The sequence below is a fragment of the Kitasatospora sp. NPDC054768 genome (genome assembly GCF_053612025.1).
The window spans coordinates 55,088-78,618 of sequence record NZ_JBSHBN010000002.1; the positions used below are offsets into that span (position 1 = coordinate 55,088).

20 protein-coding genes are annotated in these 23,531 nt (G+C 72.8%); 10 read left to right on the forward strand and 10 right to left on the reverse strand.

Annotated features, from left to right (window positions below):
• Positions 1-82: 82 nt before the first annotated feature.
• The 4 genes from ACWGKU_RS00860 to ACWGKU_RS00875 all read right to left on the reverse strand — a co-directional run bounded on the left by ACWGKU_RS00860 (position 83) and on the right by ACWGKU_RS00875 (position 4,700).
• Complete coding sequence (locus tag ACWGKU_RS00860) at positions 83-1,495, reverse strand: hypothetical protein (RefSeq protein ID WP_452177014.1); 1,413 nt, start codon at positions 1,493-1,495, stop codon at positions 83-85.
• On the reverse strand, positions 1,492-2,211 hold the full coding sequence (locus ACWGKU_RS00865; RefSeq protein WP_452177015.1) for a DUF6114 domain-containing protein: 720 nt from the start codon (positions 2,209-2,211) through the stop codon (positions 1,492-1,494). Before ACWGKU_RS00865 ends, ACWGKU_RS00860 begins: the two co-directional genes overlap by 4 nt.
• A 133-nt stretch (positions 2,212-2,344) precedes the next feature.
• Positions 2,345-3,007 (reverse strand): DUF6230 family protein, encoded by a 663-nt coding sequence (locus ACWGKU_RS00870; RefSeq protein WP_359899897.1) that lies wholly within the window; start codon positions 3,005-3,007, stop codon positions 2,345-2,347.
• Positions 3,008-3,707: 700 nt separating this feature from the next.
• A complete protein-coding gene (locus ACWGKU_RS00875; RefSeq protein ID WP_452177016.1) occupies positions 3,708-4,700 on the reverse strand; it encodes a tetratricopeptide repeat protein in 993 nt (330 codons plus the stop codon).
• A 365-nt stretch (positions 4,701-5,065) separates the two neighbouring features.
• Here ACWGKU_RS00875 and ACWGKU_RS00880 point away from each other — a divergent pair, with 365 nt between their 5' ends.
• Positions 5,066-5,791 (forward strand): TetR/AcrR family transcriptional regulator, encoded by a 726-nt coding sequence (locus ACWGKU_RS00880; RefSeq protein ID WP_452177017.1) that lies wholly within the window; start codon positions 5,066-5,068, stop codon positions 5,789-5,791.
• Between the two features lie 64 nt (positions 5,792-5,855).
• On the opposite strand, the gene ACWGKU_RS00885 is transcribed toward ACWGKU_RS00880, so the two are convergent.
• The 3 genes from ACWGKU_RS00885 to ACWGKU_RS00895 all read right to left on the reverse strand — a co-directional run bounded on the left by ACWGKU_RS00885 (position 5,856) and on the right by ACWGKU_RS00895 (position 8,704).
• Complete coding sequence (locus tag ACWGKU_RS00885) at positions 5,856-7,541, reverse strand: acyl-CoA mutase large subunit family protein (RefSeq protein ID WP_401055126.1); 1,686 nt, start codon at positions 7,539-7,541, stop codon at positions 5,856-5,858.
• A 208-nt stretch (positions 7,542-7,749) separates the two neighbouring features.
• Positions 7,750-8,091, reverse strand: coding sequence for a DUF3817 domain-containing protein (locus tag ACWGKU_RS00890; protein WP_359899903.1), 342 nt, complete (start codon positions 8,089-8,091; stop codon positions 7,750-7,752).
• Positions 8,092-8,167: 76 nt separating this feature from the next.
• Positions 8,168-8,704 carry a MarR family winged helix-turn-helix transcriptional regulator gene (locus ACWGKU_RS00895; RefSeq protein WP_401045014.1) on the reverse strand — a complete coding sequence of 179 codons (537 nt, stop codon included), beginning with the start codon at positions 8,702-8,704 and terminating at the stop codon, positions 8,168-8,170.
• A 498-nt stretch (positions 8,705-9,202) separates the two neighbouring features.
• On the opposite strand from ACWGKU_RS00895, the gene ACWGKU_RS00900 reads away from it, so the two are divergent.
• Positions 9,203-10,834, forward strand: coding sequence for a M4 family metallopeptidase (locus ACWGKU_RS00900; RefSeq protein WP_452177018.1), 1,632 nt, complete (start codon positions 9,203-9,205; stop codon positions 10,832-10,834).
• Positions 10,835-11,232: 398 nt separating this feature from the next.
• Positions 11,233-12,858 carry a M4 family metallopeptidase gene (locus tag ACWGKU_RS00905; RefSeq protein WP_452177019.1) on the forward strand — a complete coding sequence of 542 codons (1,626 nt, stop codon included), beginning with the start codon at positions 11,233-11,235 and terminating at the stop codon, positions 12,856-12,858.
• Positions 12,859-13,009: 151 nt separating this feature from the next.
• On the opposite strand, the gene ACWGKU_RS00910 is transcribed toward ACWGKU_RS00905, so the two are convergent.
• Positions 13,010-13,321: a DUF3817 domain-containing protein gene (locus ACWGKU_RS00910; RefSeq protein WP_380348672.1), complete on the reverse strand. Its 312-nt coding sequence runs from the start codon at positions 13,319-13,321 to the stop codon at positions 13,010-13,012.
• A gap of 265 nt (positions 13,322-13,586) precedes the next feature.
• Between ACWGKU_RS00910 and ACWGKU_RS00915 the strand changes: the two genes are divergently transcribed.
• The 5 genes from ACWGKU_RS00915 (at position 13,587) to ACWGKU_RS00935 (ending at position 17,384) form a co-directional block, all read left to right on the forward strand.
• Complete coding sequence (locus ACWGKU_RS00915; RefSeq protein WP_359899911.1) at positions 13,587-14,384, forward strand: DUF2127 domain-containing protein; 798 nt, start codon at positions 13,587-13,589, stop codon at positions 14,382-14,384.
• A 103-nt stretch (positions 14,385-14,487) separates the two neighbouring features.
• Complete coding sequence (locus ACWGKU_RS00920; protein ID WP_401045021.1) at positions 14,488-15,126, forward strand: AIM24 family protein; 639 nt, start codon at positions 14,488-14,490, stop codon at positions 15,124-15,126.
• Entirely contained in the window at positions 15,126-15,776 is a 651-nt protein-coding gene (locus tag ACWGKU_RS00925) for an AIM24 family protein (protein ID WP_359899915.1), read from the forward strand. Before ACWGKU_RS00920 ends, ACWGKU_RS00925 begins: the two co-directional genes overlap by 1 nt.
• Positions 15,777-16,018: 242 nt before the next feature.
• Positions 16,019-16,828, forward strand: a complete 810-nt coding sequence (locus ACWGKU_RS00930) for an AIM24 family protein (protein WP_401045034.1) — start codon at positions 16,019-16,021, stop codon at positions 16,826-16,828.
• Between the two features lie 40 nt (positions 16,829-16,868).
• Positions 16,869-17,384 (forward strand): MarR family winged helix-turn-helix transcriptional regulator, encoded by a 516-nt coding sequence (locus ACWGKU_RS00935; protein ID WP_359899917.1) that lies wholly within the window; start codon positions 16,869-16,871, stop codon positions 17,382-17,384.
• 60 nt (positions 17,385-17,444) lie between these two features.
• Here ACWGKU_RS00935 and meaB read toward each other — a convergent pair whose 3' ends face one another.
• Positions 17,445-18,401: a methylmalonyl Co-A mutase-associated GTPase MeaB gene (gene meaB, locus ACWGKU_RS00940; protein ID WP_359899919.1), complete on the reverse strand. Its 957-nt coding sequence runs from the start codon at positions 18,399-18,401 to the stop codon at positions 17,445-17,447.
• 87 nt (positions 18,402-18,488) lie between these two features.
• Positions 18,489-19,682 carry an acetyl-CoA C-acetyltransferase gene (locus tag ACWGKU_RS00945; RefSeq protein ID WP_359899921.1) on the reverse strand — a complete coding sequence of 398 codons (1,194 nt, stop codon included), beginning with the start codon at positions 19,680-19,682 and terminating at the stop codon, positions 18,489-18,491.
• A gap of 251 nt (positions 19,683-19,933) precedes the next feature.
• On the opposite strand from ACWGKU_RS00945, the gene mce reads away from it, so the two are divergent.
• Both mce and ACWGKU_RS00955 read left to right on the forward strand, forming a co-directional pair.
• Positions 19,934-20,374 (forward strand): methylmalonyl-CoA epimerase, encoded by a 441-nt coding sequence (mce, locus tag ACWGKU_RS00950; protein WP_316526247.1) that lies wholly within the window; start codon positions 19,934-19,936, stop codon positions 20,372-20,374.
• Between the two features lie 509 nt (positions 20,375-20,883).
• Positions 20,884-23,531: hypothetical protein (locus ACWGKU_RS00955; protein ID WP_452191300.1), on the forward strand; the 2,648-nt coding region annotated here is incomplete at its 3' end.

Sequence of the window (23,531 nt, forward strand, 5' to 3'; positions counted from 1 at the left end):
CCGTGGGGCGGTCCTCCTTCCGGAGGGCCGCCCCACGGGCCTTGCGGCGCACGCCGCTCGTCGCCCGCGCCGCCCGTCGCCGCTACTTGTCGCTGTAGGGGGCGTCGTCGTTGAACATGCGCATCCCGGGGATCCGCAGGGTGCCGCCGAACTGACCGGCCTGCTTGGCGGTGACGCCGGTCAGCTCCAGGTCCAGCGGGATCGGGATGGAGCCGATCAGGTCGTACAGCCAGCGCGGCAGGGTGTCCGGGGTGAGGGTGATCTCGCCCAGGTCGATCAGGATCGGCAGGCCGAGCACCTTGGAGAGGTGGCCGGACAGCCGCTCCACGTACATGGTGACCGGGCCCTTGCGCATCGTCGAGGTGGACCCCGGGGCGCCCTGGACGTGGAAGGTGACGCCGTTGCCCTCCAGGGTGGACATGTCGAGGTTGTCGATGTCCACGCTGTCGACCACGAACTTCAGGACGCGCTTGCTGCCGGTCGGGGTCTTCACGTCGTAGACGCCGTGGAAGGCCGCGCCGTGCAGGGCGAGCCGGCTGGTCTTCAGGGTCCAGTTCTGCTCCGGGACGACGTGCCCGGGGGCGGGCGCGCCGGCCGTCAGAGACCGGGCGTCCACATCGCAGTTGGGGTTCTCGGTGGGCGTGGCGGACGGGCTGCCGGAGGCGCCCGCGGAGGGCGTCGCCGAGGCGTCCGCGGACGGCGTCGCGGAGGGCTTCGGCCTGCCGGTCGCCTTGCCGCTCGGCGCGGCGGTGGGCGTGGCGGTGGGCGAGGGCTCGTCGTCGGCCGGCCGGGTCGCGGGCGGCGCGGTCTGCGGGGCGGCGGCCCGGGCCTGCGGCTGGGCGGGCTGGGCCGGGGTGCCCGTGCTCGGGGCAGGTGCGGTCGGGCCCGTCGGAGCGGTCGGCGCCGTGGTGGCCGCCGGTGTGGTGGCCGGCGTCGGGCTCGGCGCGGCGTTCGGGTTCAGCAGGTGGCTGATGCCGCCGACCAGGTCGTCGATCAGGCCGGTCCGGACCGCCGTGCCGGTGTCGGCGGAACCGGCGACGGCGGAACCGGCGACGGACGGCTGGGCGGTGGCGGCCGACGGCTTGACCGGCGAGGTGGGCTGCTGGGCGGGCGCGGTGGTCGGCACCTGGGTCGGCACCGAGCCGGGGTCGGTCGAGGGGCCGGCCGGGGGCGCCGTGGTCGGGGCCTGGCTCGGCGCGCCGGACGGGCCCGGCGGCGGCTCCGGCAGCTCGCTCTTGGGCACCGGCGTCTCGATCGGCGCGACGTCCGGCACGGTGGCCGGAGCGGTGCCGCAGGGCTTGCCCGCCGCGGACTCGGCGACCGCCGGGTTGGGCGTGTAGGCCGCGGCCATCAGCAGCGCGGTCGGCACCGCCGCCATCGCCAGCGCCCGGCCTCTCAGCCGGACCCGTACGGGCGTGCGCGGGGCCGCGTGCCGGCCGGAGCGCTGCGCGGGAACGGTCGTACCGTTGTCGGCTTGCTCGGCCGGCCCGGTCACCGCGCCTCCTCCTGGTCCACGGCGCCGGCCTGCTTCGGGACGGTGCTCCCGGCGACGGTTTCGGCGGCCGCGGGGACGGTCGCGGCGGCGGTCGCCGGCGGCGCGCCCCGGGCGGGCAGTTCGGCGGTGGGCACCGCGACGGCGCCGTCGGTGGCGGGCGCGGCGGCGGTCCGGGTCTCGGCGTTCGGCTCGGCGTTCGGCTCGGTGGCGACGCTCTGCGCGACGGCGCTCCCGGCCGCCGCGTCCCCGGCGCCGCTCCCGGCCCGGCGCCGGCGCCGGCCCTTGGCGGCCTTTCCGGCCTCGGGCTCCGGCAGTGGGGCCCAGGAGACCATCAGCCCGCCGCCGATCAGGCCCGGCAGCAGGGCCAGCCCGAAGCCCCCCAGGTTGGAGACCGGGATCGAGACCAGCGTCAGCAGGGTGGTGGCGATACCGGCGAAGACCCGCACGGCCGGCTGGAACCACGCGGTCAGTCCGAGCACCACCAGCAGCACGCCGATGATCAGTGACCCGGCACCCGCCGTGGTGGCCATGGCCACGGTCATGCCGCCCAGCGAGAGCTTGGCGTACGGGAAGTACATGATCGGGACGCCGGCGATCATGGCCAGCAGACCGCCGTAGTACGGCCGCGTCCGGCGGAACGTACGGAACACCCGGCGCAGCCACTGGGCGGGGTTCTCGTGCTCGGCGGGCCGGTAGGAGGCAAGGGCGCTGGACACGGTGCAGCTCCTCGATGGTGTGAACGAGGGGATGGACGAGACACGGGATCCGGGGACGGCGCACGCACCGTCCCCGGTCCCGCAGGTGCCGTCGGGGCGGGCGGACCGGGCCCGGTCCGCCGCCGTCAGCGGCTCAGTAGCACTCGCCGGAACCGTCGGTGTGCAGCGCGAGCTTCAGGCCCTGGAGCTTGAAGGTGCCGGCCGAGGTGGCCCAGGCGGTCTGCTGCACGTTGTACAGGTCGGCCTTCTCGGCGGCCTGGGCGAAGCCGGTCTGACCGGACGGCAGGCCGCCGAGCTTGGACTGCCAGCCCTGGGTGGCCGAGCCCTTGAGGGTCGAGGCGTCCTGGCCGATGTTGATGTTGGTGAACTCGGCGTCGGCGTTCAGCTGGTCGAGGTCGATCAGCAGGTTCTTGGCGTAGACCTGCTTGTTGACGTCGTCGCTGTTGCCGGCCTCCAGCCGCAGGACGATCTTGGGCAGCTTCCACGGCAGGTGGGGGATGACGTTGGGGTCGGTCACCACCGACTGGCAGAGGCCCTTGATGGTGGCCTCGTCGAAGGCCGAGACGGCGACCGGGTGCGGAGTGCCGTTCGTCTCCGCGTCGATCGAGCCGAACTGGGCGAAGTTCTTGCCGTGCAGCTCCGGCGTGGTGACCTTGAAGCTCTGGCCGGACACGCTGAACGAAGCCGCCAGCGCGTTGTTGGCGATCGAGATGCCGACCATCGCGGTGGCCGCGACGCTCGGCACCATCACCAGGGCGAAGCGCTTCCAGCGGGTCTTGCCGTAGGTCTGGGACATGCGAGTCCTCCTTCTAGGACGTACATCTCCGGCTCCCCGGCGGTGCGTCCCGCACCGGTGGGGGCCTGGGATGGGAGAGAGCTACGTCCTCGGTAGCGGAGAGCGCCTTGGGCGTCGTCGGACGCGGGAGCGACCCGCGTGCAGCGGGCGTCCCGTCCGAACGCCGGCCGACCTTGCGGGGCGGCGGGCAGGACCGACGACATCGGCGATCACCCCCGAGCGACAACCAGCGACCGCGCAGGGCCGCGCGGCCGGTCGAAGGACAGGAACCGCCGTGGGACCGCGGATACCCCCCTGCCCTCCCTCCCGCCGGCCGGGGCCGGCGGATCACCCGGTGGGGATCCCGCGCTCCGCGTGGCCGACCGGGGTCGGCGGAGGTGGAGTCTGGGACCGGGCGTGGCCGATCGTGCTTGAATCCCGGGCGAAGCACAAGAGGTTCCTTACTGACGGGTAATGCAACATCAGGTGATGTTGATCATGAAATCGACCCGAGCCGCACCCTGCGTGACGCCTTGAAGGAATCGTGATGGCGAAATCCGCCGGAAACACCAGTGAAACACCCGCGGGTGGTCACACATGGTGACCACCCGCGGGTGAAATCAAGATTTGGTAAACCTCTGTTCGGTTGACCGGATTGTCGCCAAATCCCCCGCGACACCGCAGGTCATCCGCCGTGCCAGACGGCGGGCCCGATCCGGACTCAGAACAGCACGCGCGCCAGCGCCGTACGGGCCGCGACGACCCGCGGGTCCTCCGCGCCGATCACCTCGAACAGCTCCAGCAGGCGCAGCCGGGCGGCGTCCCGGTCCTCACCGGCCGTCCGCCCGACGGTGGTCACCAGACGCCCGAAGGCATCCTCGACGTGACCGCCGACCAGGTCCAGGTCGGCCGCCTTGAGCTGGGCCTCGACGTCCTTCGGGTCGGCGGCGGCCGCCGCCCGGACGGCCTGGAGGTCCAGGCCCTCGATCCGCTTCAGCAGCTCGGCCTGGGCCAGGCCCAGCTTGGCCTCGGTGTTGCCCGGCTGCTCGATCAGCACGTTCTGGTACGCACGGATGGCGCCGCCCAGGTCACCGGAGTCCAGCGCGTCGTGCGCGGCGGACAGCGCCGGGTCCTCGGGACGCTGCGGCGCGGCGGCCTCGGCCTCGCCCGGGCCGGCCGCGCCGCCGGCCACGCCGAAGCGCTGCTCGGCGACCAGGATCAGCTGGTCCAGGATCTTGCGGATGTTGGCGGCGCTCTCCGCGCCCTGGAACAGCGGCACCAGCTGGCCGGCCACCACGGCCATCACGGCCGGGATGCCCTGGATGCCGAACTGCTGGGAGAGCAGCTGGTTGGCGTCCACGTCGATCTTGGCGAGCACGAAGCGGCCGGCGTACTCCTCGGCCAGGTCCTCCAGGATCGGGCTCAGCTGCTTGCAGGGCCCGCACCACTCGGCCCAGAAGTCGATGACGACCGGCACCTCGGTGGAGCGCTGGACGACCTCGGTCTCGAAGGTGTCCTCGGTGACGTCGATGACGAGCCGGTGGGCGGACTGGGCGGGGACGGCTCCGGCCGAATCGGCGGCGGCCGCCTGCCGGGCCCGCTCGGCCCGGGCCTGCTCGGCCTTCTGGGCGGCTTCGCCGGCCGCCTTCACTGCGGCGAGGTCGACCGCGCCGCGCAGGGCGGAGCTGTTGAGACGCGAATTCCGTGGCTGCATGGCACCATCCTCCCCCGTCCGCGCTGCTCGCGGGCACCATCCTCCGGAAAGTCGCCCCGCGCGGACCGCGCGGCACGGAATTCCGGGCGCGGTGCCGCTCCCCCGGTAGCCTGGACCGTTCGGCGCGGATCCCCACCCGCGCCCGCGCCGCCCCCGTCCCACGGGACGCGGCGCCTGGTTGTCACTGCTTTCGCTACGAGTCGTAGCGTAACTGGAGCCGGTGCCCCGCCCGCAAGCCCCACCGGCGGTTCGGGGACGTGACCTGCCCCACTTTCCCGGGCCGCCCCGCTGCCCGAACGGGCGAACAGTCGCTACCGTTACCAACCCCACCCAAGTTACTTACCAGTAAAGCGCGAGGAGGCCCGGTGCCGGCCGCCCAGCCCCCAGCGAACCCGGACAGCGTGGAACGCGCCGGGCCCACGACCCGGACCTGCCCCGCCCCGGCCGGCGCGGCCCCCCACCGGGCCGCCGCCACCCCGGAACCCGCGGGCGCCGCCCGGGCCAAGGGCCGCCCCCGCAGCGCCGCCGCCGACCGCGCGATCCTCGACGCCACCCGCGAGGCGCTGGCCGAACTCGGCTGGGGCGGACTGACCATGGGCCACGTGGCGAGCCGCGCCGGGGTCGCCAAGACCACCCTCTACCGCCGCTGGCCGTCCAAGAACGAGCTCGTGGTGGACGCCGTCGCCACCCTCTTCGACGACCTGGTGATGCCCGACCTCGGCAGCCTGCGGGCCGACATCGAGGCCGTGGTGGCCCAGTTCGCCGATCTGCTGGCCCGCCCGGAGACCCAGGCCGCGCTGCTCGCGCTGTTCGCCGAGGGGACCCGCGACCGCCAGCTGCGGCGCCGGATCCGCGAGTCCATCGTGGATCCGCAGAAGCGGCTGGTCCGCCAGGGCCGGGCGGCCGCCCAGGCACGCGGAGAACTCGGAGCGGACTGCGACGCCGACTCGGCCCGCGAGGAGGTCGACATCATCTTCGACACCATCGCCGGCACCGTCGAGCACCGCGTCCTGGTCAGCGGCGAGCCGATCACCACGGAGTGGACCCGCCGCTTCACCGACCTGCTGCTCGGACCGCTGCTCGCCGGCTGAGCGCACGGCGGAGCCGCCGTACGGGATCCCGGTCCCGTACGGCGGCTCCGCTCCGGCCGCGGCCTCAGAACATCGCGTTCTCCTGGTACGTCCCCCACTCCTGCCGCAGCGCGTTGCAGATCTCGCCCAGCGTCGCCTCGGCGCGCACCGCGTCCAGCATCGGCGGGATCATCGACTCGCCCGAGCGGGCCGCCGCCAGCATGGCGTCCAGCCCGGCGCGGACGGCCGCCTCGTCCCGGGCCGCCTTGCGCTCGCCCAGCGCCCGGACCTGCTCGCGCTCGACCTCGTGGCTGACCCGCAGGATCTCCAGCTCGGGGGTGACGCTGCGCGGGTGGCAGTTGACGCCGACCACGCGCTTGTCGCCCTTCTCCACCGACTGCTGGTACTGGAAGGCCGCCTCGGCGATCTCCCCGGTGAACCAGCCCTCCTCGATGCCGCGCAGGATGCCGGAGGTGATCGGGCCGATCTCGTGGTCCTCGCGGCCCTTGTCGAGGATCCGCTGGAAGATCGCCTCGGCCTGCTGCTCGATCCGGTCGGTCAGCGCCTCGACGTACCAGGAACCGCCCAGCGGGTCGGCCACGTTGGCGACGCCGGTCTCCTCCATCAGCACCTGCTGGGTGCGCAGGGCGATCTCGGCGGCCTGCTCGGAGGGCAGCGCCAGGGTCTCGTCCAGGGCGTTGGTGTGCAGCGAGTTGGTGCCGCCGAGCACCGCGGCCAGTGCCTCCACGGCGGTGCGGACCACGTTGTTGTACGGCTGCTGCGCGGTCAGCGAGACGCCGGCGGTCTGGGTGTGGAAGCGCAGCCACTGCGCCTTGTCGGTCTTGGCGCCGAAGCGCTCTCGCATCCAGCGGGCCCAGATCCGGCGCGCGGCGCGGAACTTGGCGATCTCCTCGAAGAAGTCCAGGTGCGCGTCGAAGAAGAAGGACAGGCCGGGCGCGAAGACGTCCACGTCCAGGCCGCGGGACAGGCCCAGCTCGACGTAGCCGAAGCCGTCCGCGAGGGTGTACGCCAGCTCCTGCGCGGCCGTCGCCCCGGCCTCGCGGATGTGGTAGCCGGAGACCGACAGCGGCTTGTACGCGGGGATGCCCTCGGCGCAGTAGGCCATCAGGTCGCCGATCAGGCGCAGGTGCGGCTCGGGGGCGAAGAGCCACTCCTTCTGCGCGATGTACTCCTTGAAGATGTCCGTCTGGAGGGTGCCGTTGAGCACCGCCGGGTCCACGCCCTGGCGCTCGGCGGCGACCAGGTACATGCAGAAGACCGGCACGGCCGGGCCGCTGATCGTCATCGAGGTGGTGACCTCGCCGAGCGGGATGCCGGCGAACAGCACCTCCATGTCGGCGGCCGAGTCGATGGCCACACCGCAGTGGCCGACCTCGCCGAGCGACTTCGGGTCGTCCGAGTCGTAGCCCATCAGGGTGGGCATGTCGAAGGCGACCGAGAGGCCGCCGCCGCCGGCGTCCAGGATCATCCGGTAGCGCTCGTTGGTCTGCTGGGCGTTGCCGAAGCCGGCGAACTGGCGGATGGTCCAGGTGCGGCCCCGGTAGCCGGTCGGGTGCAGGCCGCGGGTGTACGGGTACTCGCCCGGCCAGCCGATCCGCTCGAAACCCTCGTGGGCCTGCCCGGCGGGCGGGCCGTAGACCGGCTCGACCTCGTCACCGGAGAGGGTGGTGAAGTCCGCGTCCCGCTTGCGGGCCTTGTCGTACCGCTGCTGCCAGCGCTGCCGGCCGCGCTCGATCTCCTCGGCGTCCATGACCCCGAACTCCGCTCCGTACGGCCGCCACGGCGACGGGCGGCACAGCTAGTAGGACGTCCTAACAATTTACTCGGACGTCCTAGTACTTGTCGATGGACGACCGCCCGCACGGCCGGGAATCCACTCCGAAGGGCCCACGAAACGCCGGGAGCGCCCCTCCCCCTTGATCGGGGAGGGGCGCTCTCGACGGCGCGGGCGGCGGGGCTCAGACCCCGGCCGGCTGGCGGGCGGCGCCGCCCGCCGGGAGCTTCTCGGCGGCCTCGCGGGCCACCTTGCGCTCGAAGACGAAGGAGAGGAAGGGGATGCAGCCCGCCGCCAGGGTCAGCACCAGCCGGCCCATCGGCCACTTCAGCTTCTGCCCGAGCAGGAAGGTCACCACGAAGTACCCGATGTAGAGGTAGCCGTGCAGCATCGCGACGTACGTGGTCACGTCCTCGGCCGCGCCGAAGCCGTACTTCGCGACCATGAAGCCGCAGAACACCAGCAGCGCCACACCGGTCGCAACGGCCAGGGCCCGGTACCAGCCCAGCAGGGGGGTCGCCTTCATGATCTTCCTCGCGTCGCTCGGCAGCATCGGCCGGTACGCCCGGATCCGCGCACCGCTCCAACGAGGGTAGCCGCCCTCACGCCGTCCCCTTCGCAGCCCCCTCGCCCGGGTCGGTGAAGTCGCCGGCGGCCACCCTCAGCGGCCTGAGCAGATCGAAGACCTTGCGGCACTGCTCCTCGCCGTACTCCTCCAGCCCGAACTCCATCGCCATCAGCCGCCCGGTCGCCTCCTCGACCACCTCGCGGCCGCGTTCGGTGATCGTGGCCAGCACGCCGCGGCCGTCCAGCGGGTTGGGCCGGCGGGCGACCAGACCGGCCCGCTCCAGGCGGTCGACGGTGTTGGTGACGCTGGTCGGGTGGACCATGAGCCGCTCGCCGATCTTGGAGAGCGAGAGCTCGCCGGTCCGGCTGAAGGTCAGCAGCACCAGGGCCTCGTAGCGGGCGAAGGTCAGCCCGTACGGCTTGAGCACCGCGTCCACCCGGGAGAGCAGGATCTGGTGGGCGCGCATGACCGAGGTGATCGCCGCCATCGAGGGGACCGCGCCCCAGCGGCGGGTCCACAGCTCGTCGGCGCGGGCGATCGGGTCGAAGTCGAGAGCGAGGGGCTTGGCCACCTCCTTACCGTACCGGCGGACGCGGCGCGTGTTACCAGGCGTCCTGATGGTGGACAAGCGCAACACGTGGCGGGAACCCGCCAATCGGACGGCCAGGTCCATACCAGGACATTGCGCCGATGTGAACGCGCGACAACGGGCCCCCGGCGCAACGGGGTTGACCCCCGATCGGCCCGGTGCCCTGCCACCAGGCCTCGGTTCGGACAGCAACCCGCCGCAAGGCCGGGTGATTCCTCCCTTTTGTCCACCCGTTCACATCCCTCCGCCGTGGCGGGACTTGGCCAATTCATGAGCAAGACCTGTCATTTGATTTGCTCGATTGTCATGCTTTCGGCCAACCCGTTCGGTAGCCACCACCCCCACCCACTGGTGGCACAGCCGCTCCGACCGCACGGGGACCTGCACGTCAGCGCTCGTTCCGCCCCTCAGGTGCCGGCCCCCGGCCCCCGGAACGCCGCGCGACCGCGTCCGCTCGCGGTTTCCCGGAAGGACTCGTTCGTGAAGCGAAAGCTCGCCGCAGTCGCCGTACTCTCCGCCACCGCCCTGCTCACCGGCGTCGTCCAGGTGAGCGCCGTGGCCGTCGCGGACCCCGCCCCGCACTCCCAGGGCGCGCAGCAGCGTGCCGACCTGATCGCCCTGGCGAACGGCCAGGCCGGCAAGGTGGCGCACGCCCTGGCCCTGGGCGGCCAGGAGCAACTGGTGGCCAAGGACGCCGTGGTGGACGCCGACGGCACCCGCCACCTGCGCTACGAGCGCACCCTGGCCGGCCTCCCGGTCCTGGGCGGGGACCTGGTGGTGCACCAGAAGGCCGACGGCTCGACCACCTCCGTGGACAAGGCGACCGGCGCGACCCTCGCGCTGCCGAGCCTCACCCCGCAGATCCCCGCCGACCAGGCCGCCGCCCAGGCGGCCGGCGCCGTGCAGTCCACCGTGGGCATCGCCGCCGACGAGGACGAGTCCCCGCTGACCGAGGTCCACCAGGCCGGCAAGGCCGAACTGGTCGTCTGGGCCGCCGACGGCAGCCCGCGCCTGGCATACCGCACCACGGTCGAGGGCCTGCGCGCCGACGGCACCCCGAGCCGCCAGCTGCTGGTCACCGACGCGGCGAGCGGCCAGGTGCTCTCCACCCACGAGCAGGTCCGGACCGCCTCCGGCACCGGCAAGGGCGTCTTCGTCGGCACCGTCCCGCTGACCACCGCCCAGAGCGGCGGCTCGTACCAGCTGAAGGACGCGACCCGCGGCGGTCAGGCCACCTACACCCTGAAGGGCAAGACCTCCGGCTCCGGCACCCTGGTCGCCAACACCACCAACAGCTTCGGCAACGGCCTGGCCTCCAACGCGGAGTCCGCCGCGGTGGACGCCCAGTACGGCGCGGCCGCCACCTGGGACTTCTACAAGAACACCTTCGGCCGCAACGGCATCAAGAACGACGGCGTCGGCGCCGCGAGCCGGGTCCACTACGGCCGCAACTACGTCAACGCGTTCTGGGACGACTCCTGCTTCTGCATGACCTACGGCGACGGCACGAGCAACACCCACCCGCTGACCGAGCTGGACGTGGCCGGCCACGAGATGAGCCACGGCGTCACCTCCGCCACCGCCAACCTCAACTACTCGGGCGAGTCCGGCGGCCTCAACGAGGCCACCTCGGACATCTTCGGCTCCATGGTCGAGTTCTACGCCAACCTGCCCGCCGACAAGCCGGACTACCTCATCGGCGAGCTGATCGACATCAACGGTGACGGCACCCCGCTGCGCTACATGGACCAGCCGTCCAAGGACGGCGCCTCGGCCGACTACTGGTCCTCCACCGTCGGCAGCAAGGACGTCCACTACTCCTCCGGCGTGGCCAACCACTTCTTCTACCTGCTCGCCGAGGGCAGCGGCGCCAAGACGATCAACGGCGTCAGCTACAACAGCCCGACCTCCAACGGTTCGACCCTCGCCGGCATCGGCCGGGACAAGGCCGCGCAGATCTGGTACAAGGCGCTGACCACCTACTTCACCTCCACCACCAACTACGCGGGCGCCCGCACCGGCACCCTGAAGGCCGCCGCCGACCTGTACGGCGCGAGCAGCGCCGAGTACAGCGCCGTCGCCGCCACCTGGAGCGCCGTCAACGTCAACTGACGCACCGCACAGGCGCACCGGACGCCCGGGACCTCCATCGGGAGGGCCCGGGCGTCCGGCCGTTGCGGAGGGCTGTCAAGGCCGGGCGGCTGGCGGAGTCCCGCCAGGGGGACGAACCGCCGAAACCGGGCAGTGGGCGGCAATCGAACCATCCGTACCGGGATTGGCGGTTCCTGGCCAATCCCCGGAGGCACCCTGTCCATCCCTGCCAACGATTGTCATGCTTCTGACCAAGTCCCGTCCGACCCTCCGCCGCCCCCACCCACACCCGGCGGAGCGTCAGGAACCGCACGGGACCGGCACGTCCGCGCCCTACCGCCCCAAGGCGCCAACCCCGGCGCCCCGGTACGCGGCGCACCCGCACGCACCCGCGGGTCTCGTGGAAGGAACCCCCGCACGTGAAGCGAAAGCTGACTGTCGGAGCCGTACTCTCCGCCACCGCCCTGCTGGCCGGCGTCATCCAGATCGCCGCCGCCCCCGCCCAGGCCGCCGCCCCCTCGCCGGCCCAGCAGCAGTCCGCGCTGCTGGCGCTGGCCTCCGGGCAGAGCGCCCCGGTCGCCCAGGCCCTCGCCCTCGGCGGCCAGGAGAAGCTGGTGCCCAAGGACGTGGTGGTGGACAAGGACGGCACCCGCCACCTGCGGTACGACCGGACCTACGCGGGCCTGCCGGTCATCGGCGGCGACCTGGTCGTCCACCAGAAGGCCGACGGCTCGGTGAAGTCCGTCGACCAGGCCTTCGCCGGCCGGCTGTCGGTGCCCAGCCTCACCCCGGGCCTCGCCGCGCCGCAGGCCGCCGAGGCGGCCACCGCCGCGGTGCGGGCGACCGTCGGCATCACCGCCGACGCCGACGAGGCGGCGCTCAGCCGGGTCGACGGCGCCGGCGCTCCCGAGCTGGCCGTCTGGGCCGCCGACGGCACCCCGCGACTGGCCCACCGCACGGTGGTCTCGGGCCAGCGCTCGGACGGCACCCCGAGCCGCCAGGAAGTGATCACCGACGCCGCCACCGGCCAGGTGCTCGCCAGCGACGAGAAGGTGCAGACCGCCACCGGCACCGGCAAGGGCGTCAACGTCGGCACCGTCACGCTGACCACCACCCAGAGCGGTTCGAGCTACCAGCTCAAGGACGCCTCCCGGGGCAACCAGTCCACCACCGACCTGAAGGGCGGCACCTCGGGCAGCGGAACGCTCTTCAGCAACACCACCAACTCCTGGGGCAACGGCCTGCCCTCCAACCGCGAGTCCGCCGCGGTCGACGCCCAGTACGGCGCCGGGGCGACCTGGGACTACTACAAGAACACCTTCGGCCGCAACGGCATCAAGAACAACGGCGTCGGCGCCGCGAGCCGCGTCCACTACAGCACCAACTACGTCAACGCGTTCTGGGACGACTCCTGCTTCTGCATGACGTACGGCGACGGTGCGAGCAACACCCACCCGCTGACCGCGATCGACGTCTCCGGCCACGAGATGAGCCACGGCGTCACCTCCGCCACCGCCAACCTCAACTACTCGGGCGAGTCCGGCGGCCTCAACGAGGCCACCTCGGACATCTTCGGCACCATGGTCGAGTGGTCCGCGAACCTGTCGGCCGACCCGGGTGACTACCTGATCGGCGAGAAGCTCAACATCAACGGCAACGGCACCCCGCTGCGCTACATGGACAAGCCCTCCAAGGACGGCGCCTCGGCCGACTACTGGTCCTCCACCGTCGGCAACAAGGACGTCCACTACTCCTCGGGCGTCGCCAACCACTTCTTCTTCCTGCTCGCCGAGGGCAGCGGGTCGAAGGTCATCAACGGGGTCAGCTACAACAGCCCGACCTCCAACGGCTCGACGGTCACCGGCATCGGCCGGACCAAGGCGGCCGCGATCTGGTACCGCGCCCTGACCGTCTACATGACCTCCACCACCAACTACAAGGCCGCCCGCACCGCGACCCTGAAGGCCGCCACCGACCTGTACGGCGCGAGCAGCACCGAGTACAACACGGTCGCCGCGGCCTGGAGCGCGGTGAACGTCAACTAGGGCGGGCCCGACACGCCCCGACCGGCCCCGGCGCGAACCGCCGGCAGGACCGGCCCGAGCCACCCCCGGTAAGAAACGGCGACAGGCTGCCGCGGCCCTTTGGGAGAGGAGGCCGCGGCAGCCTGTCGACCGTCCACGATGACGCCGGGGCTCAGGCGGTGGCGGGCTTCGGCTCGCCCCGCTCCTCGCGGGCGAGCATCCGCTCGGCGAAGAAGCCGCCGGTGGGCAGCACCGCGAGCACGAACATCAGGACGCCGCGCTTGGCGTCCCACTTCTGCGCCTGCCAGGCCTGGATCCAGAAGACCGCGTAGAGGATGAACAGGACGCCGTGGACCATGCCCATCACCGGGACGGCGTCGAACGAGGTGGTCCGCTTCAGCACCGAGCAGATCAGCAGCAGGATGAAGGAGACCCCTTCGGGGCCGGAGACCAGGCGCAGGCGGTGGACGGCGCTGCTGTTCACGATGGATACCTCAATACGGGGTCGGCGGCGCGGGCGCGCTTGTGAAGCAACTCACAAGCCTTCCGGCCATTATCGCCGAGCACACGTAGGGACCCCCGGCCGGGGGTGGCCACCGTGCCCGATCTCACAGCGCCCGCCCGCCCTGTCACAGCTGTGTGCCGGAACGCCTCCGAGCGCGACCGCCCGTCACCGGGAACCCCTATCCTGCTGCCCGCGCGCCCACCGATCCGGGCGCCGACGCATCGCACACGGGGGTAGTCGCCACATGCTCAAGCTCGACTGGGACCGCAGGACCTGCGCCAGGCGCGGTCACACCACCTACGCGCCGACGGAACCCGAACTGGCCTCCCGGCTGCACGCCTCCACCGCCCTCGGCGACGCCTGGCGCTGCCTGCGCTGCGGCGACTTCGCGCTGGGCGACCCGCACGGCTCCGGACCGGCCGAGGACGCGCCGCTGGTGCCGCGCGGCAAGGCGCTGCGGGACCTGTTCATCCTGCGCTTCCTGGCCGTCGAACGGGTGCTGCGCGGGCTGCTGATCATCGTCGTCGCCTGGGCCGTGTGGAAGTTCTCCAACAGCCAGGACGCGGTGCACCGGGTGTTCGACGAGAACCTCACGGTCTTCAGGCCGGTCACCGACCACTTCCACTGGGACCTCGAACACGCCCCGATCGTCGAGACCATCCGCAAGACCTTCGACTTCAAGAAGAGCACCCTGCTGATCGTCGCGGGTGCCCTGATCGCCTACGCGGTGATCGAGATCGTCGAAGCGGTCGGCCTGTGGCTGAACAAGCGCTGGGCCGAGTACCTGACGGTGGTCGCCACCGCGGCCTTCCTCCCCCTGGAGGGCTACGAGCTGAGCCACCACGTCAGCGCGCTCAAGGTCTGCACCCTGGTGCTGAACATCGCGGCGGTGCTCTGGATCATGCTCTCCAAGCGCCTGTTCGGACTGCGCGGCGGCGTGGTGGCCTTCGAGGCGGAGCGCCACTCGGCCTCGCTGCTGGAGGTCGAGCAGGCGGCCGGCACTGTTCCGCGCCCCGGACAGGGGGCGCACGCCCGAGCCTGAGCGGGGCGCGCGCCCCGGCCTGACCGGCGCGTTTGTCGCAAGCTGGTACCAGTTGGCCCGCGCACCCTCCCCGGGCCACGGCCGCAGCGGCTAGATTGCGGCCGTGGCACAGTTCAGACTCCAGGGATCGCGCGTGCTCGCCGTCGAATTGGGCGGGGACGCCGTCAAGGCGCGAAACGGTTCGATGGTCGCCTACACCGGGCAGATGGCCTTCAAGAAACTGACCGGCGGCGGGGACGGCCTGCGCGGCATGGTCACCCGCCGGCTGACCGGCGAGAAGATGACGGTCATGGAGGTGAAGGGACAGGGCACCTGCTACTTCGCCGACAAGGCCACCGAGATCAATCTGGTCCGGCTGAACGGCGAGACGCTGTACGTCGAATCGGACAACCTGCTCTGCACCGAGTCGACCCTGCACACCGGCACCAGCTTCACCGGGCTCAACGGCATGTCCTCCGGCAACGGCCTGTTCACCACCAAGGTGGAGGGCCACGGCTGGGCGGCCGTCACCTCCAACGGGCCGGCCGTCATCCTGCGGGTCGACAAGAGCATGCCGCTGCGGGTGGACCCGGGCGCGTACGTCGCGCACACCGGCACCCTGCAGCGCAGCCTGAAGTCGGGCGCGGGCTGGACGACGATCATCGGCGAGGGCGGCGGCGAGGCCGTCCAGATCGAGTTCACCGGCGAGGGCCTGGTGTACGTCCAGCCCTCCGAGAAGGTCACCGTCGGGGGCGACGTCTGATGGGCTTCACGAAGATCAACGGCAAGATGGTCGAGGCCCAGGTGCTACCCGGGCAGCGACTGTTCAGCCAGCGCGGCGCGATGCTCGCGTACAGCGGCGACGTCCGCTTCACGCCGAACATCACCGGCGGGCAGGGCGGCGTGATGTCGATGATCGGCCGCCGGGTGGCCAACGAGGACACCCCGCTGATGACCGTCGAGGGCCAGGGCCGGGTGATGTTCGGCCACGGCGGCCACCACGTCCACGTGATCGACCTGTTCGGCGACACCCTCTACGTCGAGGCGGACCGGCTGCTCGCCTTCGAGGGCACGCTGCGGCAGTCCACCATGTTCATGGGCTCGCAGGGCGGGGTGATGGGCATGGTCCGCGGCCAGGTCACCGGGCAGGGCCTGTTCACCACCAAGCTGGAGGGCCAGGGCGCGGTCGCGGTGATGGCCCACGGCGGCGTCTTCGAGCTGCCGATCGTCCCCGGCCAGTCGGTGCACGTCGACCCCCAGGCGTACGTGGCGCACCGCGGCGACGTGCGCAACAAGCTGTCCACGGCGCTGGGCTGGCGCGACATGATCGGCCGCGGCTCGGGCGAGGCGTTCCAGCTGGAACTGTCCGGGCAGGGCGCGGTGTACGTCCAGGCGAGCGAGGAGAAGCTCTGATGTCCCACCCGCCGCAGCCCCCGTACGGCTCCCCGCACAACCAGCCGACCCAGCCCGGCTTCGCGGTCCCGCCGCCCCCGCCGAACTACGGCCCGCCGCAGGGCTACCCGCCGCCCCCGCCCGGCGGCTACCCCCCGCCGCCGCAGCAGCCGTACGGCCAGCAGGCCCCGCCGCCGCACCAGCAGCCGCACCAGCAGCAACAGCCGTACGCCCAGGAGCAGTTCGGCGGACCGGTGGCCCCGCTGCCGACCGGCCACGGCGGCGCCGGGCCGGTGGTGTGGGACGCCCACAGCCTGCCGGCCGGCGACAACGTCAACCCGTACGCCTTCTCGGTCGACCTGAACGGCTCGTACTTCCTCCAGAAGGGCAAGATGGTCGCCTACTACGGCGACATCACCTTCAAGGGCGTCGGCGCCGGGGCGGTCGACCGGATGCTCGGGCAGCACTTCAACTCGCCGATGCACGCGGCGGACTGGGTGGTCGCCGAGGGCCGGGGCAAGCTGCTGCTGGCCGACCGGGCGTTCGACCTCAACTCGTACGACCTGGACGAGGGCAACCTGACCGTCCGCTCCGGCAACCTGCTGGCCTTCGACCCGACGCTGCGGCTCAAGCAGTCGATCATCCCGGGCTTCCTGACCCTGATCGGCACCGGCCGCTTCGTCGCCGCCTCCAACGGGCCGGTGCACTTCGTCGAGCCGCCGATCCGGGTCGACCCGCAGGCGCTGGTCGGCTGGGCGGACTGCCCGGCGCCGTGCCACCACTACGACCACGACTACATGCACGGGCTGATCGGCGGCCTGCGCCGGCTGACCGGCTTCGGCGGGGCCTCCGGCGAGGAGCACCAGTTCGAGTTCATCGGCGCCGGCCAGGTGCTGCTGCAATCGAGTGAAAAACTCCTGGCCGAGCGGTCGGTCGGCGCGGTCGGGGCCGAGGCGGGCGTGCCGATGGGCGGCGTGCCGTCCCAGCCGGGCACGGCCGGGCACGGCGGCGGGAATCCCAACATCCCCGGGCTCGGTAACCTGGGCGACCTCGGCCGACGTTTCGGTCTGTAAACTTGTACAAGATTGAACTAAATCGGCTATGCTGGGGAGCATGGATACGCACACGATCGACACTGCGGACACCCCTCCGCCGCAGCCCGAGGAGGAGACTCCCTGGCTGACCGCCAGGGAGCAGCGGATGTGGCGCGCCCATCTGGAGGTCGCCAAGCTGCTGGACTACCAGCTCAGCCGCGAACTCCAGCCGCACAACCTCGCGATCAACGACTACGAGATCCTGGTGGTGCTCTCCGAGGCGCCGGACCGCCGGATGCGGATGACCGACCTCGCGACCGCCACCCTCCAGTCGAAGAGCCGCCTCTCCCACCAGATCACCCGGATGGAGAACGCCGGCCTGGTCCTGCGCCAGGAGTGCCCCGGCGACCGCCGCGGCCTCTACGCCCACCTCACCGAACACGGCTGGGAGACCATGCAGCGGGTCGCCCCGGACCACGTGCGCAGCGTCCGCGCCCACTTCATCGACCGCTTCACCCCGGAGCAGCTCGACGACATGTACCAGGCCCTCGCCCCCATCGCCGAACACCTCCGCGGCCTGCGCGGCAAGCCGTAGCGCCGCCCCCGCACCGCACCGCCCCGCCACGACCACCGTCGCGGCGGGGCGGACCGCGTCTCAGCTCGCGGTCAGGCCGGCGACCAGTTCGTCGGCCGCGCCGTACGGGTCCAGCGCGCCCTCGGCCACCCGTTCGGCCAGGACGGCCAGGCGCCGGTCCCCGCGCAGGTCGCCGATCCGGGCGCGCAGTTCGGCCAGGGCGATCGCCTCGATCTCCTCGGCGGCCCGGCGGCGGCGCCGCGCGGCGAGCTCGCCGTGCTCCTCCAGCCAGGCCCGGTGCTTCTCCAGCGCCTCGACCACCTCGTCCACGCCCTCGCCGCGGGCCGCGACGGTCTTGACGATCGGCGGACGCCAGTCCCCCGGCTCCCGGGCCTCGCCGAGGCCCAGCATGTGGTTGAGCTCCCGGGCGGTGGCGTCGGCGCCGTCCCGGTCGGCCTTGTTGACCACGAAGACGTCGCCGATCTCCAGGATCCCGGCCTTGGCGGCCTGGATGCCGTCACCCATCCCGGGGGCCAGCAGCACCACGGTGGTGTCGGCCTGGGCGGCGACCTCGACCTCGGACTGGCCCACCCCGACGGTCTCCACCAGGATCACCTCGCAGCCGGCCGCGTCCAGCACCCGCAGCGCCTGCGGCGCCGCCCAGGAGAGCCCGCCGAGGTGGCCGCGGGTGGCCATCGAGCGGATGAACACCTCCGGGTCGGTGGCGTGGTCCTGCATCCGGACCCGGTCGCCCAGCAGCGCGCCGCCGGAGAACGGCGAGGACGGGTCGACGGCCAGGACCCCGACCCGCTTGCCGAGCCGCCGGTAGGCGGAGACCAGCGCCGAGGTGGAGGTGGACTTGCCGACCCCGGGCGAGCCGGTCAGGCCCACCGTGTACGCCCGCCCGGTGTGGGGCGCGAGCGCGGCCATCGCCTCCCGCAGCTGCGGCGCGGCGTTCTCGACCAGCGTGATCAGCCGGGCGACCGCCCGCGGCCGGCCCTCCCGGGCCTGCTCGACCAGCGTGGCGACATCGATCATCAGGAGCTCCTAGCGCAATGCCGTCGAATGCCGAAAGGGGCTGCGGACCGCCACTCGCGGTCCGCAGCCCTGGAGCGATCGGCCGGGTCAGGCCTTCGGGACGCGCACGATCAGCGCGTCGCCCTGGCCGCCGCCACCGCACAGCGCGGCCGCGCCGACCCCGCCGCCGCGGCGCTGCAGCTCCAGCGCCAGGGTCAGCACCACGCGGGCGCCGGACATCCCGATCGGGTGGCCGAGCGCGATGGCGCCGCCGTTGACGTTGACGATGTCGGAGGAGACGCCCAGGTCCTTCATGGACTGGTGGGCGACGGCCGCGAAGGCCTCGTTGATCTCGATCAGGTCGAGGTCGGCGACCTCCAGGCCCTCCTTGGCCAGCGCGTGCTTGATCGCGTTGGACGGCTGCGACTGGAGCGAGTTGTCCGGGCCGGCCACGTTGCCGTGGGCGCCGATCTCGGCGATCCAGGTCAGGCCCAGCTCCTCGGCCTTGGCCTTGCTCATCACGACCACGGCGGCGGCGCCGTCGGAGATCTGCGAGGAGGTGCCGGCGGTGATCGTGCCGTCCTTGGCGAAGGCCGGGCGCAGCTTGGCCAGGCCCTCGACGGTGGTGTCCGCGCGGATGCCCTCGTCCTGGCTGAACAGCACCGGCTCGCCCTTGCGCTGCGGGATGGCGACCGGGGTGATCTCGGCGTCGAAGACCCCGTCGGCCTGCGCCTTGGCGGCCCGCTGGTGGGAGGCGGCGGCGATCTCGTCCTGCACCTCGCGCGGGATGCCCAGGCGGGTGTTGTGCTTCTCGGTGGACTCGCCCATCGGGATGTTCTCGTAGGCGTCGGTGAGGCCGTCGTGGGCCATCGCGTCGAGCATCGCGATCGCGCCGTACTTGAAGCCCTCGCGGGACTTCGGCAGCAGGTGCGGGGCGTTGGTCATCGACTCCTGGCCGCCGGCCACCACGATGTCGAACTCCCCGGCGCGGATCAGCTGGTCGGCCAGCGCGATGGCGTCGAGGCCGGAGAGGCAGACCTTGTTGATGGTCAGCGCCGGGACGTTCATCGGGATGCCGGCCTTGACGGCGGCCTGGCGGGCCGGGATCTGGCCCGCGCCGGCCTGGAGCACCTGGCCCATGATCACGTACTGGACCTGCTCGCCGGTGATCCCGGCCCGCTCCAGAGCGGCCTTGATCGCGACGCCGCCGAGGTCGGCGCCGGAGAAGCCCTTGAGGGAGCCCAGCAGGCGGCCCATCGGGGTCCGCGCACCGGCAACGATCACAGAGGTGGTGTTGGTCATGGGACGGGCCCCTTCGCACGTCGTGGCCAGGTGAGGATGCGCTCAATGTACTGACCTGTTACCCGCCCGTCACCGGAACGACGGTGTGATCGAGCGCACTGGCACCCTCCAGTCAACACCGTGCCGACCCGCTCCGGGTGAACCGCCCGCCGTGTGAGCAGGCTCGCACGCCGGGTACTGGCGTACGGCGCGGGCCATGCGCTGCACTTGGTGCACCTTTCCCACCGCCCTTCCCCACCCCGGAGGCCGTCGTGCTGACCCGCATCGACCACATCGGCATCGCCTGCCGAGACCTCGACAAGACGGTCGAGTTCTACCGCGCCACCTACGGCTTCGAGGTCTTCCACTCCGAGGTCAACGAGGAGCAGGGCGTCCGCGAGGCCATGCTCCGGATCAACGGCACCGACGACGGCGGCGCCTCCTACCTCCAGCTGCTGGAGCCCACCCGGCCCGACTCCACCGTGGCCAAGTGGCTGGAGAAGAACGGCGAGGGCGTGCACCACATCGCCTTCGGCACCGCCGACGTGGACGGCGACTCCGAGGCCATCCGGGACAAGGGCGTCCGGGTCCTCTATGACCAGCCGCGGATCGGCTCGATGGGGTCGCGGATCACCTTCCTCCACCCCAAGGACTGCGGGGGCGTCCTGACCGAGCTGGTGACGTCCGCGCAGCAGGGCCACGACGAGCACTGATCCCCTCCCGGCCCGCCCCGGGGCGGGCCCCGCCCCGGCGGCGACCGACGGCCCGCCGGTCATGACCCGTCAGTAACCTGGCGGGAAGAGCCGGAAAACACCCCTGCGGCCATTCCCCCGCAGTGCGCTCCCACTACAATGCCCAGGTGCGCGACGGCTCCGGGGGACGGAGGCGACGGGCACGGCCGAAGACAGGCCCGTCCGCCCTCCGGTGGTCGGCCCGTCGCAAGGGGAGTCCATTACGCGGGCACGGCTGAACAGTCGCAAGACGGATCTGTCACCATTCTCCACAAGGCAAGAGTTCGCCCAGGAGTCCACTCGGACGGGGGAACGCGGCATCCCCGCGCTCCCGCGCCCCGGACTCCGACGACCGCGGCGGGCGGCCCCGACATGGCGGGGAGCCGTCCACCGGCTGCGGATGCAAGGACCAGTCGGACCGGCGCCCGGGATACCGGAGCCCGGCCCCGGCCCGGTCGAGGACGCGACCAGGAGATGGATGGGACCGCGGAGTGCGGGGCAACGACCGCTACGAGGCTGACGATCACCTCTCCCAGTTCGAGGCCGAGATGGGTCGGACTCGGAAGGAGCGGGACAAGGCAGTCGAGCATGCCGAGGACCTCGCCTACCAGGTGGAGGTACTGCGGGCGAAACTGCACGAGTCCCGCCGCATGCTCGCCCAGCCGCGCGCCTTCGACGCCGTCTCCGGCCAGGCCGAGCAGATGCTCCGCACCGCCGAGATGCAGGCCCAGCAGCTGCGCGCCGACGCCGAGCGCCAACTGCGCGACTCCCAGGCCGCCACCCAGCGGATCATGGCCGAGGCCGCCGAGCGCACCGCCCGGCTGGAGGCCGACCTGGCCGCTCGCCGCCGCCAGCTGGAGGACGAGCTCACCGAACTGCGCCGCTCCGCCGAGCAGCACGTCAACGGCTGGGCCGAGCAGACCCGGGCCGGCTCCGAGCAGGAGGCCCAGCGGCTGCTCCAGGAGGCCCGCGCCGAGGCCGAGCGGATGGTCGCCGCCGCCCGTGCGGAGGCCGTCGCCCTCTCCGATCACGCCCGCGCCCGGACCGCCGCCGACGTGGACGCCGCCCGCGGTGAGGCCCAGGCCGCCGCCGAGGCCGCCCTGCAGCGGGCCCAGAACGACGCCGAGCGCCTGCTGCGCGCCGCCTCCGAGCAGGCCCAGCAGGCCGGCGCCCAGGCCGCCGCCGACGTGGACGCCGCCCGGGGCGAGGCCCAGCAGCAGCTGGCCGCCGCACACGCCGCCGCCGAGGGCCAGCTGGCCGGTGCCCAGGCCGAGATCGGCCGGCTCAAGGCGCAGGCCGCCGCCGAGCAGGCCCGGGCCGAGCAGCAGCTCGCCGCGGCCAAGGCCGAGATAGAGCGGCTGCGCGCCGAGGTGATCGCCGAGGCGGAGCGCACCCGTTACGAGGTCACCGAGCTGCGCGCCCAGGCCGAGCAGGCCGCCGAACAGCTCCAGGCCGACGCCGAGGCCGCCGCCGAACGCAGGGTCGCCGACGGCGAGGCCGCGAACGAGCAGCGCTCGCAGACCGCCCGGGCCGAGGTGGCCCGGATGGTCGCCCAGGCCACCAAGGAGGCTTCGGCGATCCGCGCCGAGGCCGAGGCCGTCCGCGACGAGGCCGCCACCAAGCAGGCCGAGGCCGACGCCGCCAAGGCCGCCGCGGCGGAGGAGAGCGAGCGGCTGCGGGCCACCGCCGAGTCGGTGGCCACCGAGCTGAAGACCGAGGCCGAGGCGGCGATCGCCGAACTGCGGGCCCAGGCCGAACGGGACGTCGCCGAGCTGCGGGCCCAGGCCGAGGCCGACGCCCAGCGGCTGCGCGGCGAGGCCGAGGAGGCGGGCCGGGCGGCCGGCGCCAAGGACGCCACCGTCCACCTCGCCAAGGCCGCCAAGACCGCCGAGGAGGTGCTCGGCCGGGCCGACCAGGACGCCGAGAACGTCCGCGGCGAGGCCGCCGCCGAGGCCGAGCGGATCCGCGCGGAGGCCGCCGCCGAGGCGCAGCGGCTGCGCGAGCAGGCCCAGGCCGCCGTCGAGCAGGCCCAGAACGCCGCTCTGGACGACGCCGCCGCGATCCGCGAGCGGATCGAGCAGATGCAGGACGAGGCGGCCCGGCTGCGGGCCGAGGCCGAGGAACTGCGCGCCCAGGCCGCCGCCGAGGCCGACCGGGTGCGCGGCGAGGCCCGCCGCCAGGCCGTGGTCCAGATCGAGGAGTCGGCGAAGAACGCCGAGGAGCTGCTCAGCAAGGCCAAGGCCGACGCGGACGAGCTGCGCGCGGGTGCCGCCGGGGAGATCGAGCGGCTGCGCGAGCAGGCCCAGGAGCAGGCCGCCGAGACCCAGGGCCGGGCCGAGCAGACCCTGACCCGGGCCCGCGCCGAGGCCGGGAAGATCACCGAGGCGGCCGAGCAGCAGGGCCAGGACGCGCTCGCCGCCGCCAAGGCCGCGGCCGCCGAGAACCGGGCCGCGGCCGAGCGCGAGACCGCCGAACTCCGGCGCGAGGCAACCGAGTTCGACCAGCAGGTGCGCGCCGGGGCGACCGCCGCGGCACAGGCCCTGACCACCGAGGCGCAGGCCGAGGCGGCCTCCGTCCGGGACGCCGCGGTGGCCGACGCCGAGCGGGTGCGCACGGAGGCCGACGCCGAGGCCGCCCGGGCCCGGGCCGAGGCCGCGGCCGCCGCCGACGCGCTGCGCGAGGAGAGCCGGCGCGAGCGGGAGGAGGCGGCCGAGGGGCTGCGGCGCGAGCGCGAGGAGACCTCCGAGCACCTGGACGCCGCCGAGGCCGCCCGCGAACAGGCCGAGCAGGCCGCCGCGGAACTGCGGGCCCTGGCCCAGCAGGAGACCACCCAGCAGCGCGAAACCGCCGAGGCCTACGCCGACCGCGTCCGCACCGAGGCCGAACAGCACGCCACCGACCTCACCGAACGCACCGCGGCCGAGACCGCCGAGGTCCGCGAGGCGGCCGACCAGTACGTCGCCGAGGTCCGCGAGCAGGCCGACGCCTACGCCGACGAGCAGCGCACCACCGCCGACACCTACGCCGCGCAGACCCGGACAAAGGCCGAGCAGGCCGCCGCGGAACTGCGGGCCCTGGCCCAGCAGGAGACCACCCAGCAGCGCGAAACCGCCGAGGCCTACGCCGACCGCGTCCGCAC

Coding starts and splice junctions, on each gene's coding strand:
- ACWGKU_RS00870 (WP_359899897.1), bottom strand. CDS start 3,007: ATGTCCCAGACCTACGGCAAGACCCGCTGGAAGCGCTTCGCCCTGGTG.
- ACWGKU_RS00875 (WP_452177016.1), bottom strand. CDS start 4,700: ATGCAGCCACGGAATTCGCGTCTCAACAGCTCCGCCCTGCGCGGCGCG.
- ACWGKU_RS00885 (WP_401055126.1), bottom strand. CDS start 7,541: ATGGACGCCGAGGAGATCGAGCGCGGCCGGCAGCGCTGGCAGCAGCGG.
- ACWGKU_RS00890 (WP_359899903.1), bottom strand. CDS start 8,091: ATGAAGGCGACCCCCCTGCTGGGCTGGTACCGGGCCCTGGCCGTTGCG.
- ACWGKU_RS00915 (WP_359899911.1), top strand. CDS start 13,587: ATGCTCAAGCTCGACTGGGACCGCAGGACCTGCGCCAGGCGCGGTCAC.
- ACWGKU_RS00925 (WP_359899915.1), top strand. CDS start 15,126: ATGGGCTTCACGAAGATCAACGGCAAGATGGTCGAGGCCCAGGTGCTA.
- ACWGKU_RS00935 (WP_359899917.1), top strand. CDS start 16,869: ATGGATACGCACACGATCGACACTGCGGACACCCCTCCGCCGCAGCCC.
- meaB (WP_359899919.1), bottom strand. CDS start 18,401: ATGATCGATGTCGCCACGCTGGTCGAGCAGGCCCGGGAGGGCCGGCCG.
- ACWGKU_RS00945 (WP_359899921.1), bottom strand. CDS start 19,682: ATGACCAACACCACCTCTGTGATCGTTGCCGGTGCGCGGACCCCGATG.